Raw genomic sequence first — 14462 nt, forward strand, 5'->3', positions numbered from 1 at the left:
ACCGGAATCTCGAGGAGTCGATCATGGACTTTGGCTACACCCCGAAAGTGGAAGAATTGCGCGAACGCGTGCGCGCGTTCATGGACGCGCACATCGTGCCGCGCATTCGTCAGTGGAACGAAGAAGTGCATGCGGGGCAGTATCCCGTGTCGTTCATGGAGGCGCTGAAGGAGCGCGCGAAGGCCGAAGGCCTGTGGAACCTGTTCCTGCCGCACCTGAAGGCCGACGAGCCGGGCACGGCCCTGACGAACCTCGAATACGCGCCGCTCGCCGAGATCATGGGGCGCGTGAGCTGGGCGTCGGAGGTGTTCAACTGCAACGCGCCGGACACCGGCAACATGGAATTGCTGCACATGTTCGCGACGCCCGAGCAGCGCGAACAGTGGCTGCTGCCGCTCTTGCGCGGCGAGATCCGTTCGGCGTTCGCGATGACGGAGCCCGACGTCGCATCGTCGGACGCGACCAACATCACGACACGCATCGAGCGCGTGGGCGACGAGTACGTGATCAACGGCCGCAAGTGGTTCATCACGAACGCCGCGCACCCGAACTGCAAGATCTTCATCGTGATGGGCAAGACCGATCCCGAAGCGGAATCGCACCAGCAGCAGAGCATGATCCTCGTGCCGCGCGACACGCCGGGCGTGACTATCGTGCGCAACATCACGGTGGTCAATCACTACGCGCCCGAAGGGCACTGCGAGATCACGTTCGACGACGTGCGCGTGCCGGCGCGCAACCTGCTCGGCGAGGAAGGCAGCGGCTTCGCGCTCGCGCAGGCGCGTCTCGGGCCGGGCCGCATCCACCACTGCATGCGTTCGATCGGCGCGGCCGAGCTCGCGCTGGAACTGATGATCGACCGCGCGCAGTCGCGCGAGGCGTTCGGCAAGCCGCTGAACCGGCACGGCACGATCGGCGAATGGATCGCGCGTTCGCGCATCGAGATCGACCAGGCGCGCCTCCTGGTGCTGAAGGCCGCGTGGATGATCGACAAGGTCGGCGCGAAGGCGGCGCGCAAGGAAATCTCGATGATCAAGGCGCTCGTGCCGACCGTCTATACGAACGTGTGCGACCGCGCGATGCAGGTGTTCGGCGCGGCGGGCCTGAGCCCCGACACGCCGCTCGCCGACCTGTGGACCTGGGGCCGCGCGCTGCGCTTCGCCGACGGTCCGGACGAGGTGCACCTGCAGGCGATCGCGCGCATGGAGATCAAGGACGCCGTGCGCGGCTCGACCGAACCGTACCTGACGCGGCCGCCGCGCGGCTGAGCGGCGCACCGCGCGAGCCGGCGACGTGGGCGAACGGGAGACGCACGCCGTATTAAGATGCCGGCAAGGAGATCCGGCGATGCGCCTTTCGAAGATTGATCTGAACCTGTTCGTCGTATTCGAGGCGATCTACAACAAGCGCAACCTGACGCGCGCGGCCGAGGTGCTGAACCTCACGCAGCCGGCCGTCAGCAACGCGCTGGCGCGGCTGCGCAAGACGCTGAACGATCCGCTGTTCGTCAGCACGCCGGCCGGGATGATGCCGACGCCGATGGCCGAGAACATCGTCGGCCGCGTGCGCGAAGCGCTGCAGCTGCTCGATTCGAGCGCGCACGAAGGCGACGTGTTCGACCCCGCTTCGTCCGCGCGCGTGTTCCGGTTGAGCATGAGCGACCTGACCGAAGCGCTGCTGCTGCCGGCCCTCGGCGAACTGCTGCAGACGCATGCGCCCGGCATGCACGTGCGCAGCTACACGATGGACCGCCGCGAAGTGGCGACCGCGCTCGCGAACGGCTCCGTCGACATCGCGATCGACGCGCCGCTGATCGGCGACCCGCACCTGCACCAGGCGCTGCTCGTGCGCGACCGCTACGCGTGCATGATCCGCGACGACCACCCGTTCAAGGGCGACACGCTGACCCTGGACGACTACCTGTCGATGGGGCACATCCACGTGTCGAGCCGCCGCAAGGGCAGCGGGCACGTCGATGCCGAACTGACGCGGCTCGGGCTGCGCCGCAACATCCAGATGCGCGTGCAGCACTACATGGTCGCGCCGCTGATCGCGATGCGCGGCGACCTCGCGCTGACGGCGCCGCTGCGGCTGCTGCAGCGCTACCCCGCGCGGATTCTCGAACTGCCGTTCGAGATGCCGGGGCTCGAATATTTCTGCTACTGGCATCGCAGCGCCGATCAGGATCAGGGCAGCCAGTGGCTGCGAGAGCAGCTGATGACGCTGATGGGCGGGATCGGCGAGTCGCCGTGATGCGACGAAGCGTGGGCGCCGCGCGCCGGCCCACGCCGGCTTCGCTCAAAACGAATCGTCGTCGAAGCGCGACGATACCGGCCGGCGTTTCATGTCCTTCAACCAGTCCCTGACGTAGTCCGGATCCTCGAACTCGCGCAGCGCGACGGTCAGGTCCTGGTTGCCGCGCTGCATGCCGGCGATGTCGCGCGCGAGCATGCGGATCACGGTATCGGGCGCGATCTTGACGGACGACGCGATGCCGTAAGTACGCCGGAAATCGTTCTCGACGTGCCGGATCTCCTGATCGAGCTCGCGCAGCTGTTCCTCGAGGATGCCGTTGTAGCGCGTGAGCCGTGCTTCGCTCAGGCCGTCGATCGCGCGTCGGTCGATCTGTTCGATCTCCAGCTGCAGTTCCAGCAGTTGCAGCAGATTGCCCTTCGCATACGCGTGGTTGACCCGCTGCATCAGCACGGTCTTGCGCTGCTGTTCCTGCGGATCGGTTTCGCGATCGGGATGCAGCGCGCTGGCCAGCTTGCGAAAGATCTCACGGATCGACTTGCTCGATTCGGCCTGCTCGGCCTCGCGCTTCGCCTGCGCGGCCGACTGCTTCGGCGCCTTCTTGCGCTTCGCGCGCTGGGCCTCGCGGGCCGCGTGAGCGGCCATGTCTCGCTCGAACTGGGCGTCGAGTTCGGCCTGCATCCGCTCGGCGAGCTCGTCGGGTGACAGCGTGTCGAGATCGTCGGCCGGCTCCGTGGCGGGCATCGGCTGCGGCTCCCGCTTCATCGGCTCGGGATCGGCCACGGCGCTGCCGGCGTCGTCGGATGCGCGATGGCGGTTGTAAATGACCCTCAGCGCCGCGTCGTCGCTGACGTTCAGCAAGTCGCGCGCCATGTCGGCGATCAGGTCGGACAGCATGCGCTGCTCGGCCTTGCTCAGGCCCTTCTGCAGGAACGCATCGTCGAGCAGATGGATCAGCCTGATCCGCAGCGCGGTCGCTTCCTGTTCGAGCGGCAGCAGCCCGTCGACGAATTTCTTCTGGAAGGCCGGCGTGACGGCTTCCCATGCGCCCAGACGCTCGCGCCGCTTTTCGATGTGCTTGACGAGCGTATTGAAGGTTTGCTGGGCTTTGGACAGGCTGGCTGTCTCGTGACCGGGCGCGATGGCGACCGCGGCACCGCGACGTGCGGTCATGATGAAGGTCCTCCGGCCGCGGCGGGAGGCGCGGCAGGCCGGTATTTTAGCCGTCATCGCCGGGTCCGGTGGCGAGACGGTCGGCGCGGGCAGCCGCGCTCGCCGCGCATCGCGCTCAGAACAATTGCCCCTGCCCGGAAATCACGCGTTCGAAATCGTCGCGCAGGAACGGCAGGATCGCATCGGCGACCGGCTGCAGCTGGCGGCTCACGTAGAACGCGTAGTCGATCGGCGAGCGCATCGTTTCGAGCGGTTCCGGGCCGGCCGTCGTCATCACGTAGCTGATCCAGCCGCCGCGCTGGTACTGCAGCGGCCGGCCGCGCGCCTGGTTGAATTCGTCGGCGATCCGCGCGGCGCGCACGTGCGGCGGCACGTTGCGCTGATATTCGCTCAACGGCCGGCGCACGCGCTTGCGATAGATCAGTTGCGCATCGTATTCGCCGGCGAGCGTGCGCCGCACGTAGTCGCGAATGAAATCCTGGTACGGCTCGCGCTTGAACACCCGCCGGTACAGTTCGCGCTGGAATGCCTGCGCGAGCGGGGTCCAGTCGGTGCGCACCGTTTCGAGCCCCTTGAACACGAGGTCCTCGCCGCCGTCCGCCGCGCGCGCGAGGCCCGCATAGCGCTTCTTGCTGCCTTCTTCCGCGCCGCGCACGGTCGGCATCAGGAAGCGCCGGTAATGCCGCTCGTACTGCAGTTCGAGCGCGCTTTCGAGCCCGAAGCGATCGCGCAGGTGCGCCTGCCACCAGCGGTTCACGTGCTCGACGAGCGCGCGACCCTTCGCCCCGGCCGCGTCGTCGTCGTGTTCGCGCCCGAGCCACACGAAGGTCGAATCGGTATCGCCGTAGATGACTTCGTAACCCTGCGCCTCGATCAGCTCGCGCGTGCGGTGCATGATCTCGTGGCCGCGCATCGTGATCGACGACGCGAGGCGCGGATCGAAGAACCGGCAGCCCGTCGAGCCGAGCACGCCGTAGAACGAATTCATGATGATCTTCAGCGCCTGCGACAACGGCGCGTTGCGCTGGCGTTTCGCTTCGTCGCGGCCTTCCGACACGCGCCGCACGATGTCGGGCAGGCAATGCGCGGTGCGCGAGAAGCGCGCGCCGAGAAAGCCGGGCACCGACGTGTCGTCGCCCGGATGCGCGAGCCCTTCGATCAGCCCGGCCGGATCGATCAGGAACGTGCGGATGATCGACGGATAAAGGCTCTTGTAGTCGAACACGAGCACCGAGTCGTACAGGCCGGGTCGCGAATCCATCACGAAGCCGCCGGGGCTGTTCTGGCCGGTCACGTCGCCGAGGTTCGGTGCGACGTAGCCGAGCCGGTGCATGCGCGGCAGGTACAGGTGCGTGAACGCGGCGACCGAGCCGCCGGTGCGATCGGCCGCGAGGCCCGTGACGGTCGCGCGTTCGAGCGCGAAGGACAGCAGGTCGGCCTTGTCGAAGATGCGCGTGACGAGTTCGCAGTCCTTCAGGTTGTAGTGCGCGAGCGCGGGCTTGTCGTGGTCGAAGCGGCGCTGGATCTCGTCCATCCGCTGATACGGATTGTCGATCGACTTGCCTTCGCCGAGCAGCGACTGCGACACGTATTCGAGGCTGAACGACGGGAACGTCCACGTCGCCGATTTCAGCATGTCGATGCCGTCGAGGATCAGGCGGCCGGCCGCGCCCGCGAAGAAATGGTCGGGCTGCTGCCCGTGCGCGCGCCACTCGAGCACGCTGCCGCCGCGCCCGAGCTTCAGCGGCACGCCGTATTGCTCCGCGTGCGCATGCAGGATGCGCAGGTCGAACTGCACGAGGTTCCAGCCGATCACCGCATCGGGATCGTGTTCGTCGAACCAGTCGTTGAGCCGCGCAAGCATGTCGGGCCGGCTGTCGCAGTAGTCGAGCTTGAAGTCCGCGGCGCGCGCGTCGCCGTTCGGCGGGCCGAGCATGTAGACCTGCCGCTGACCGCAGCCTTCGAGCGCGATCGAATACAGCTCGCCGTGGACGCTCGTCTCGATGTCGAGCGATACGCAGCGCAGCGCGGGACGATAGCCGGTCGCGGGCTTCAGTTCGCCGTCGGTCAGCGTGCCGTCGCGGCCGGCCGTGCCGCGAAACTGCACGGGCGCCGTGATGAAGCGCTCCATCGTATAGCGGTCGGGCGGCTGCACGTCGGCTTCGTAGACGTCGACGCCGGCCGCGGCGAGGCGTTTCTGGAGTCCGGACAAATGGCGGTAGCGGCGGCAGTAGAGGCCGGCCACCGCGCGCTGGCGGAAGTCGCGCAGCGCGAGCGGGCGCAGTTCGGCATCGCGCTCGCCGGCCAGCGTGCGTTCGGCGAGCGCCCGCTGCTCGGCCGGCACGAACGCGACGGCTTCCTGCGGGCGCAGCCGCACGCGGCGCGGACCGTGTTCGGTTGCCAGCCAGAACTCGATCTCGATGCCGGACGCGGTGTCCCGCCAGTGGCGGGTGAGGATGAAACCCTGCTCGAACGCAGTCAAGACACTTGCTCGTCGTGGATGCCCAGGCGGCGGATTTTAGCGCTTCTCGCGCGGTTCCCGCCGAAGCGGCGCCGCTGGCATCGGGTGGCAGGACGCGGCGCCGGATCCGCCACGTGGTGCGCGTTGCATCGACCGCGTGAAGCAATCGGCGTCGCGCGCAGGCCGGATGACGTTCGGGCGGCACGCATTCGTCTGTCGAGTGCGCGAGCGCGTCGGCCGGCAGCTGCGGCAGCGTTGCCGCAGCGCAGGCCCTAGGCCGGCATCGGCGCGAATTCCCGTTTCAGGTCTTCCGGTCGCTGCGGTCGCTGGTACAGATAGCCCTGCGCAAACTGAATCCCGACCGCATGCAGCGCGCGATGCTGCTCTTCCGTCTCCACGCCCTCCGCAATGATCTTCAGGCCGTAGTGGTGCGCGACGGCGGCGATCCCTTCGATCAGTTTCGCGTTGCCCGTCGTCAGCCGGGAGATGAACTGTCGATCGATCTTCACGTAGTCGAACGGAAAGCGCGACAGCATGTCGAGGTTGCTGTGGTGCGTGCCGAAGTCGTCGATCGCGAACTTCGCGCCTTTCGCGCGCAGCGTGGCGAACATCTCGGTGGTGCGCGGATTCTTCTCGAGCAGGATGCGCTCGGTGACTTCGAGCACCAGCGTGCAGCCCGGCGGAAGCCGGCGGATCGCGTCTTCGACGACGGACACGAAGCGCGCGCGTTCGAGATCCTTCGGCGCGACGTTGATCGCGACATGCAGCGGCATCGACGGCGCGAGCGCGGACAGTTCCGAGATGGCCGTGCGCAGCACGAATTCGGTCACCTTCGGCAGGATCGTGCTCGATTCCACCTGCGGGACGAACACCGCCGGACTGATGGGCCCCCATTTCGGATGCTGCCAGCGCAGCAGCGCCTCGACGCCGACGGTCCTGCGCGTTTCGACATCGACGATAGTCTGATAGACGACATGAAACTCGTTGCGCTTCAGCGCATTGCGAACGGCCTTCAGCAACAGCCGGCGCGGCGCCATCGCGAGCAGGTACGCGGCCGCGACGAGGCCGTTGACCAGCAGCGCGATCGTCACGCAGATCAGTCCGTAGCGCCGCTGCACCTGCGAAACGTAGGGTTCCGACGAGGTGACGGAGACCGTGAACGGCCAGGCGCCCGACGCGATCGTGCTGCCGGTGGGCGGCGCCGCGCCGAACGGCGGCACGAACGCGCCATGCTGATCGATGCTTCCGGCGCCTTCGATCGACAGCGTGGCCGTTTCCGCCCCGAAGCGGGTGCCGTGCGCGAGCATGTCCGCCAGATAGTCGCCTTCGACCACATAGAGGACGCCGGATTCGGGCGCGGTCGCACGAAACGCCGCCAGCACCGGAACGCGATGCTGAAACGGCGTTTGCCGAAGCAGCGTGATGGCCGTCATCCCCGGCTCGGGCGCGTGAATGTATGCGGCGAGCGGGACGTCGATCGCGCCCAGTGCCGACGAGCATGTGACGCGACCGTCGTTCGCCAGCCCGACGGCCCGAAGATAGCGCAGGTGAGTGCCTACTTCGGCGAGCGTCCTGAAGATCGTCATGCAGGGTCGCCCGACCAGCGCGTCCAGCTCGGCCGGGTGACGCGAGCGAATTCCGTCGAGAATGCGGTCGACCGATATCACGATGTCGTTCGCGACGACGCGTTCGTGCTGCGCGATCGCGTCGCGCGCCAGGCGCCCGGCAACGACGAGCGCGACCACGAACACGAGGATGCAGACGATCAGGGCAAGCGGGAAAACGACGTGCGGCCACGCGCCGCTGCGCTGGAATGCGGGCTTCGGGGGCAGTGCGGGCGCGGCAGGTCCTCGGGTCGTACTTGTTGTTGTGCGCATGAGAATGCAGATCGAACCGGTCGATGGATAGACGCGATGCGTTCGCCGTGCCTCGCCGGGGCACCGCGGCTCGCGCCGATATCGGGACGCAAAGCGATTCTACGCTCGCGAAACGCACGAAGCGGCATCGCGGCGGGGCGCTGGATTCGAGGCGCTTCTCCGTAACATACCCCGACCACGCATGTATATCGGTATCGCACACGAAAAAAAACCGGCCGCATCGGTGAGCGGCCGGGACAGAAGACACCGTCTCTTGGCACGAGGATGGTGCGCGGCAAGTATAAGGCGTGCAGCCCTCGATTACGAAATATTGATATTCAAAAATCGCGTAATTTCTTGATTGATGCTTGTGGGGAAATATTTGCATCGCGCGTCACTTCCGGCGATCCAGGCATCGGCGCGCCTTGAACGAGGCCAACCCGCTTGCTGCGGGTTGTTCCAGCGCGTGCATCGGCGACAGCAGCGCTTCAGAAATCGTCGCGCATCTTGTGGAGCAGGTCGCGGGGAGATTGATGCGTGTCCACGGCGGTGAGGACGTCGGTCAGGAACCACGGCAGGTTCAGCTGCGTGTCGGAATCGCCGACGCATACGCGAATCGGCGGCGCTTTTGATGCAGCGCGGGAGCCGGGCGCCGTGCCGGCGGACGTGGAGGAGGACGGTACGCAGTTTTTCGCTTGCTGCGGGACCGGCGACGCGGCACTGCCGGCGAGTGCCGGCAAGCTGGTGGCGGCGAGCAGGATCAGGAGGGCGAACGGGGTGGCGCGTTTCATGTGACTCTCCGGCGATGCACGTTCGACACCGTCGGCGAATCCTAGTTCGGCGTCGTCGGGGGCGATTGGCTTTCAGCGTTCCGGCCCCGTGCGCGACGACATGTGCATGCCGAAGCGACCGCGCGGCTGCCGCGCCGGTTCGAGCTTGCCCGCACCGGATCGATCGTTCAAACGTCAAGAATCGTTTGGATCTCCGGCAGACGCTTGCGGTGCGGAATGCGCTCCTTTATCGTGCCGCCACGACGGCGCCGATACAGGGCGTCGAGTCAGTTCCCAAAGGAGCATTCGTCATTACCGCATTCAATCGTCGCACGCATGTTCGTGCCTTTCTCGTCGCATCGGTCGCGTATCTCAACCTGGCTCATCCCGCGTCGGCGGCCTACACGGAATCGTGGATGAGCGATCACGACGTCAACGCGTACGCGCAGCAGGTCAAGCATCCGCCCGTGGCGGCGAGCAGTGCGGCGGCCGTGAAGCCGGGGCGGCAAACCGTTCGTTCGCAGTCGAAGGCGCCGGTCGCGGCGCATGCCGGCGCGAAACCTGCGCCGAAAGCACACGCGGCCTCCGCGAAGACCGGCAAGGTTCAACATGCGGCCGGCGCCGAGCCGAAGGCGCACGTCGCCGCGAAGCCGAAGGCTGCGCCGGCACACATGAGCACAGCCGCCCGGCATTGACGCGGCGCGCACACCGGCGATAACCGTAGCATTCGACGATCGGGGAGAACTTCATGTCGCTGATGGATCGCCTGTTGTCACGCGGTGTGCAGACTCCCGCGTCGAGAAGGCGCGTGATCGTGCGGGTCTGGCTCGACGAGCAGGGGCGCGTCCGCGATCTCAAGGTCAGGCGCAGTTGCGGCGACGCCGCGCTCGACGCGAAAGCGCTGCACGCAATTGCGGTGATGCGCTTCCCCGGCGGTCACCTCGGCTCCGGCGGGAAATCGGCGAAGCGCTGGCACGATCTCGATTACCCGGTGGACTGACGGCGCGTCACGGACACCCGTAACGGCGCTTCAATTCCGCGTACCGCGTAGTCGTAGAAGTGACTGCCCGCGGCGATCTTCGCGCCGTCGCACGCCGCCTGGAATTCCATCTCGCGCTCGTTGTAAAAGCATCATCTTCACGATGAGCCGCGAGCCATTGCGATACACGTCCCATCGCATGTTCGCGGCCATCGCCGACATCCGGTCGCCGGGCAGGATCGGTCGAGCCTGGAAGTGTTGCAGGCCGCCTTGACGGCGGAATGTCGGAATTCGGTCGGGCAATCGCCGGCATCGCGCCGGCTCGCGACCGGCCGGCGCGAGCCGGCCCGTATGCGGTGCTCGGCTCAGTGCACGCCTGCCGATGCGATCGAGCGCATCGTGTCGGTGATGCGCACGCAACGGGACAGGCCGAACGTCTCGGCTTCGCGGCGTTCCGGTTCGCTGCTCGCGACGGCCACCGCGCGCTCGGGCGGCACGCCCAGCGCTTGCAGCGCGACGTCGAACGGATGCTGATTTGCTACGGAGTCCTGCTGATTGGCGTCGGTCACGACGACCGAGAAGCGGTCGAGGTTCGCGCGGCCGAACTGGCCTTCGAACATGTCGCTGAGGCGGGCGGCCGGCAGCGTCGTGACGAGACCGAGTCGATATCCTTGCTCCGACGCGCTGTCGAGCCACTGGATGATCGCATCGCGCTGGTTGCGCGATTCGTGCGAATCCGGTGTCGCTTCGATCTGCGCGAATGCGGCGTCGAGACGGGTGACGATGGCTTCGATGACCACGGTGATTCCTCTCCTGAGACGTGACGGTCCGTTCGCGGACGGGAATGCCCGACACCTTAGCGTCGATCCGGAAATTGCAACCAATTAATATTTATAGCCGACTCATAGGGTTTGACTGATGAATCGGGCGGCGAGCCAGTACCGGCGCGGGATGCACGCGATCCATGCGTTCGGGACGAATGGCATCGTATCGATGGCGTTCGATGTGACGCACCCGACGCATGCGCGATATGAATGCACCGGATGTGTGCACATGAAAAAACGGCGTATCGGGCGAGGTGCGCCCGATACGCCGTCTTGCGATGCCGCGTGGCCGTCGACGCTCAGTGCAGCTTGATCGACGGCTGGTTGCGGCTTTGCAGCCAGTGGCTCAGCGACTGGAACAGCGCGCGCTTCAGTCCGTGCACGCTGAACAGGTGCTTGCGGTACAGGAACTTGTACAGCCCGATCGCGGCGAGCCCGTCGACGATCAGCGAGCGCGAACGCATGCCGAGGTCGGCCTGATAGACGGCACCGGCCTGGCCGAGCGACACGACGGTGCCCGCGTCGCGGAACGTGAAGCCCGCCACCGGCTTGCCGGCGAGGCGCCGCGCGAGCGCTTCGCCCAGGTACACGGCCTGCTGGTGCGCGACCTGCGCGCGCGGCGGCAGGAAGCCGCCCGCGTCGGCCGACGGGCACGCGGCGCAGTCGCCGAACGCGTACACGTGCGGATCGTCGGGCGTCTGCAGCGTGCCGGTCACGATCACCTGGTTCGACCGGTTGAGCGCGATGTCGCCGAGTTCCCGCAGCATCGCGGGGCCCGCGACGCCGGCCGCCCAGATCGTGATGTCGCTCGCGAGCCGCTCGCCGGCCGCGGTCGTGACCGCGTCCGCGCCGACTTCCGCGACGCGCGTGTCCGTCAGCACGTCGACGTTCAGCGTGCGCAGTTGCGCGTGCATCTTGGCCGACAGCCTTGCGTCGAGCGCAGGCAGGATGCGCGGGCCGCCTTCGATCAGCCGGATGTGCACGTCGCGTGCGGACACCAGCGCCTTGAAGCGATACGTCGTCAGCTGCTGGATCGCATGGCGCAGCGCGGCGGCCAGTTCGACGCCCGTCGCGCCCGCGCCGATCACGTTGATGCAGATCGGCGCGGCGCGCCGCGCCGGCTGCTGCTCGGCCAGGTGGTTCGCCTTCGTGCACGCGGCGAGGAACTTGCGGCGGAAGTCCTCGGCCTGGTCGAGGTTTTCGAGCGGCAACGCGTGGCGCGCGGCGCCCGGCACGTTGAAGAAATTCGTCACGCTGCCGACGGCCAGCACCAGGTCGTCGTAGCCGAGCTCGCGCTGCGGCAGGATCTCCGTGCCGTCCGCGTCCTGCACCGCGGCGATCGTCGCCGTGCGTGCCGCGCGGTCGACCCGCTGCAGCGCGCCCTGCACGAAGCGGAAGCCGTGGCGCTTCGCCTGCGCCGCGTATTCGATCGTGTGCGAGGCCGGATCGCGATGGCCGGACGCGGCTTCGTGCAGCAGCGGCTTCCAGAAGTGCGTCGGATAGCGGTCGACGAGCACGACGTCGGCTTGCCCGCGGCGGCCGACCGTGTCGCCGAGGCGCGTGGCGAGCTGCAGGCCGCCGGCGCCGCCGCCGACGATCACGATGCGCGGCACGCGCGGTGCGCGATCCGTTGCAAGGGTAGGCGTGATGGTGTCCATGTTGTGGCTCCCGCTGATGACGATTCGGATGACATTGCTCAAGAACCGACGATATAGTTTTGAACCTACGCGAACAATTTAATGTTTATAAGCGACTCATATGTATTCACTTATAGGAAAGACCGCGACGTTCCGGCAGCTGAAGGCGCTGGACATGATCGCGCGCCTCGGCAGCGTGTCGCGCGCGGCCGAGGAGTTGAACCTGACGCAGCCGGCCGTGTCGCTGCAGGTGCGCCTGCTCGAGGAGGCGGTGGGCGCCGCGCTGCTGCAGCGGGTGGGGCGCGGCGTGCAGCTGACCGCCGCCGGTGAAATCGTGTCGCGCTATGCGCGCGAGATCCTGCATCTGTGGAGCGAGGCCGGCGACGAAGTGGCCGCGCTGACGGGCGATCTCGGCGGCACGCTGCGGATCGGCGCGATCACGACGGCCGAGTACCTGATCCCGCCGCTGCTCGTGAAATTCACCGCGACGCGGCCGCACGTGAAGACCTATTTCAAGGTCGGCAATCGCGACGACATCATCCGCATGCTCGCGACGCATGAAATCGATCTCGCGGTGATGGGCAGCGCGCCGAAGGAGCTGCGCACGCACGCGGTCGAGTTCGCGAAGCATCCGATGGTGTTCGTCGCGGCGCCCGGCCATCCGCTGATGCAGCGCAAGCGCGTCGCGCTGAAGGATCTCGAATCCGCGCACCTGCTCGTGCGCGAACGCGGCGCGGGCACGCGTTCCACGGTCGAGAGCCTGTTCAAGACGGCCGGCTACCGCTTCCACGTGGGCTCCGAGCTGTCGAGCAACGAGGCGATCAAGCAGATGGCCGAAGCGGGGCTCGGCGTCGCGTTCCTGTCGTTGCACGCGTGTGCACTCGAGTTGCGCACCGGGCTGCTCGGGCAGTTGCCGTTTCCGGGCAACCCGATCGAGCGCGAATGGTATGTGGTCACGCTCGCCGACCGGCGGATCTCGCAGGTGACGGGGCTGTTTCGCGACTTCCTGATCAAGCAGGGCGCGCCGGTGATCGACGGCGCGACCGTCGCGCCGCACGAGCGGCGGCGCAAGTAGGCCGACGCGGGCGGCGCGTGTGCCCTGTGTCGCGGCGGTTAAACGATCCCGAAGTCGTCGTTGCTGTCGGGAATCGACGCGAGCAGCCGCTCGAGCCGGTACCAGCCGATCATGCGCAGGCAGCGTTCGGCGAGTGTCGCGCGGATACTGCCGGAACGAGGACGGGAAACAGCGCGGGAAGCGCGGCGGGAAGCAACGCGGGTGGCCCCGGACGGCGGCGGCGCGGCGAACGTCGCGCGAAACGGGCGGCAATCGGGCATGACGGGCTCCGCAGGTGTCGGATGAGGCGATCGTAGGCGTGTCGGCGCTTGCCGGCGCGCAGGCGCGGATCGGTTTGAGCAGAAACGGATGATCTTGTTCCGCGCGCTGCGGGAACGGGCGTTCAGGCCCGGCAAGCACCGCGGAAAAGCGTCACAATGCGCGTTCGACACCCGATCTGGTGGAGGGGAACCATGAGCGATCCGATTCTTGCCGCGCCGACCGACAACGGCGTGCCGGTCAGCCTGCGCTCCAGCCGCGGGCTTGGCTGGCGCGGCTTCGGCGCGTCGTTGCTGGAGATTCGCGCGGGCACGTACCGGATTCCGGCCGCCGAGCATCACCGTATCGGCGTGCATATCGGTTCACCCGTGCGCGCGGATTGCGTGTGCGACGGCGAACGCGTGTCGCGCATCCAGGCGCACGGCGACGTCGACGTGATTCCTGCCGGCCTGCCGGGCCGGTGGACCGACAGCGCCGACTGCCGGATCCTGCACATCGCGCTCAGCGACACGTTCGTGCGGCGCACGTTCGAGCAACTCGAACTGAAGCCATCGCAGGCGCAGATCCGCCGGCGGCTGCAGGTGCGCGATCCGCGCCTGCAGCACATCGCGTGGGCGATGGCCGCCGAACTCGAGGCGGAAGACGCGTCGGACCCGCTCTATGCGGAGAGCCTGTGCACGGCGCTCGTCGCGCGGCTGGTCGACAGCCAGCCGGTGTTCCGCGAGCGACGGCGTACGCTTGCGCCGAAGGCGGCGGCCCGCGTGATCGACTATGTCGAGGCGAACCTCGAGCGACGCATGACGCTCGCCGAACTCGCGGCGCTCGTGTCGATCAGCGTGCCGCATTTCAAGGTGCTGTTTCGCGAGACGCTCGGGATGCCGGTGCATCAGTACGTGGTGCGGCGCCGGGTCGAGCGTGCGAAGGCGTTGCTGCTCGAAGGCCGGCTCAGCATCAGCCAGATCGCGCTCGAAGCCGGGTTTGCGCATCAGAGCCACATGGCGAACTGGATGAATCGCGTGCTGGGCGCGACGCCGACGGAGATCGCGCGGTCAGGGGCGCGGGGTGGGCTGAGGCTTGCTTATGACGGCGACGACCGTTGATCGGCTGCCGCACGGGACTGGTGCTCCGCGCGGGCCGACGATGGGCGAGTCCACTATCCGTCGTGCGTAGGCAATG

At 67.3% G+C, this 14462-nt stretch carries 13 protein-coding genes and 1 pseudogene; 6 read left to right on the plus strand and 8 right to left on the minus strand.

Translation table 11 applies throughout. The features are described from left to right. Positions 1-23 precede the first annotated feature (23 nt). Positions 24-1268, plus strand: coding sequence for an acyl-CoA dehydrogenase family protein (locus tag DIE16_RS17535; protein WP_124520964.1), 1245 nt, complete (start codon positions 24-26; stop codon positions 1266-1268). Positions 1269-1347: 79 nt separating this feature from the next. Then, positions 1348-2253 (plus strand): LysR family transcriptional regulator, encoded by a 906-nt coding sequence (locus DIE16_RS17540; RefSeq protein WP_124520962.1) that lies wholly within the window; start codon positions 1348-1350, stop codon positions 2251-2253. 45 nt (positions 2254-2298) lie between these two features. On the opposite strand, the gene DIE16_RS17545 is transcribed toward DIE16_RS17540, so the two are convergent. The 4 genes from DIE16_RS17545 to DIE16_RS17560 form a co-directional block, all read right to left on the minus strand. Further along, positions 2299-3426, minus strand: coding sequence for a molecular chaperone DnaJ (locus tag DIE16_RS17545; RefSeq protein WP_124892890.1), 1128 nt, complete (start codon positions 3424-3426; stop codon positions 2299-2301). A gap of 115 nt (positions 3427-3541) precedes the next feature. Beyond that, the gene (locus tag DIE16_RS17550; RefSeq protein ID WP_124487115.1) at positions 3542-5908 is read right to left on the minus strand and encodes a DNA polymerase II; all 2367 of its coding nucleotides are present in this window, start codon (positions 5906-5908) and stop codon (positions 3542-3544) included. A gap of 251 nt (positions 5909-6159) precedes the next feature. Further along, on the minus strand, positions 6160-7764 hold the full coding sequence (locus DIE16_RS17555) for an EAL domain-containing protein (RefSeq protein ID WP_124487114.1): 1605 nt from the start codon (positions 7762-7764) through the stop codon (positions 6160-6162). 467 nt (positions 7765-8231) lie between these two features. Continuing rightward, positions 8232-8534: a hypothetical protein gene (locus DIE16_RS17560; RefSeq protein ID WP_124892892.1), complete on the minus strand. Its 303-nt coding sequence runs from the start codon at positions 8532-8534 to the stop codon at positions 8232-8234. A 395-nt stretch (positions 8535-8929) separates the two neighbouring features. On the opposite strand from DIE16_RS17560, the gene DIE16_RS17565 reads away from it, so the two are divergent. Beyond that, positions 8930-9208, plus strand: a complete 279-nt coding sequence (locus tag DIE16_RS17565; protein ID WP_124892894.1) for a transcriptional regulator — start codon at positions 8930-8932, stop codon at positions 9206-9208. 53 nt (positions 9209-9261) lie between these two features. Then, positions 9262-9513, plus strand: coding sequence for an energy transducer TonB (locus DIE16_RS17570; protein ID WP_124529356.1), 252 nt, complete (start codon positions 9262-9264; stop codon positions 9511-9513). Here DIE16_RS17570 and DIE16_RS17575 read toward each other — a convergent pair. The 3 genes and pseudogenes from DIE16_RS17575 to DIE16_RS17585 all read right to left on the minus strand — a co-directional run. Then, positions 9498-9708 (minus strand): annotated as a pseudogene (locus DIE16_RS17575) (hypothetical protein); the annotation flags it as partial. The gene DIE16_RS17570 and the pseudogene DIE16_RS17575 overlap by 16 nt on opposite strands. 149 nt (positions 9709-9857) lie before the next feature. Then, positions 9858-10292, minus strand: a complete 435-nt coding sequence (locus DIE16_RS17580; RefSeq protein WP_044845476.1) for a hypothetical protein — start codon at positions 10290-10292, stop codon at positions 9858-9860. A gap of 323 nt (positions 10293-10615) precedes the next feature. Continuing rightward, complete coding sequence (locus DIE16_RS17585; RefSeq protein ID WP_124892896.1) at positions 10616-11974, minus strand: NAD(P)/FAD-dependent oxidoreductase; 1359 nt, start codon at positions 11972-11974, stop codon at positions 10616-10618. A gap of 100 nt (positions 11975-12074) precedes the next feature. Between DIE16_RS17585 and DIE16_RS17590 the strand changes: the two genes are divergently transcribed. Next, the gene (locus DIE16_RS17590) at positions 12075-13028 is read left to right on the plus strand and encodes a LysR family transcriptional regulator (RefSeq protein WP_124487108.1); all 954 of its coding nucleotides are present in this window, start codon (positions 12075-12077) and stop codon (positions 13026-13028) included. 38 nt (positions 13029-13066) lie between these two features. On the opposite strand, the gene DIE16_RS17595 is transcribed toward DIE16_RS17590, so the two are convergent. Further along, a complete protein-coding gene (locus DIE16_RS17595; protein WP_260427290.1) occupies positions 13067-13288 on the minus strand; it encodes a hypothetical protein in 222 nt (73 codons plus the stop codon). Between the two features lie 192 nt (positions 13289-13480). On the opposite strand from DIE16_RS17595, the gene DIE16_RS17600 reads away from it, so the two are divergent. Next, positions 13481-14386 carry an AraC family transcriptional regulator gene (locus tag DIE16_RS17600; RefSeq protein ID WP_124892898.1) on the plus strand — a complete coding sequence of 302 codons (906 nt, stop codon included), beginning with the start codon at positions 13481-13483 and terminating at the stop codon, positions 14384-14386. The last annotated feature ends 76 nt before the right edge of the window (positions 14387-14462 follow it).

Origin of the sequence: Burkholderia sp. Bp9090 (genome assembly GCF_003857985.1) — a bacterium.
Classification (GTDB): domain Bacteria; phylum Pseudomonadota; class Gammaproteobacteria; order Burkholderiales; family Burkholderiaceae; genus Burkholderia.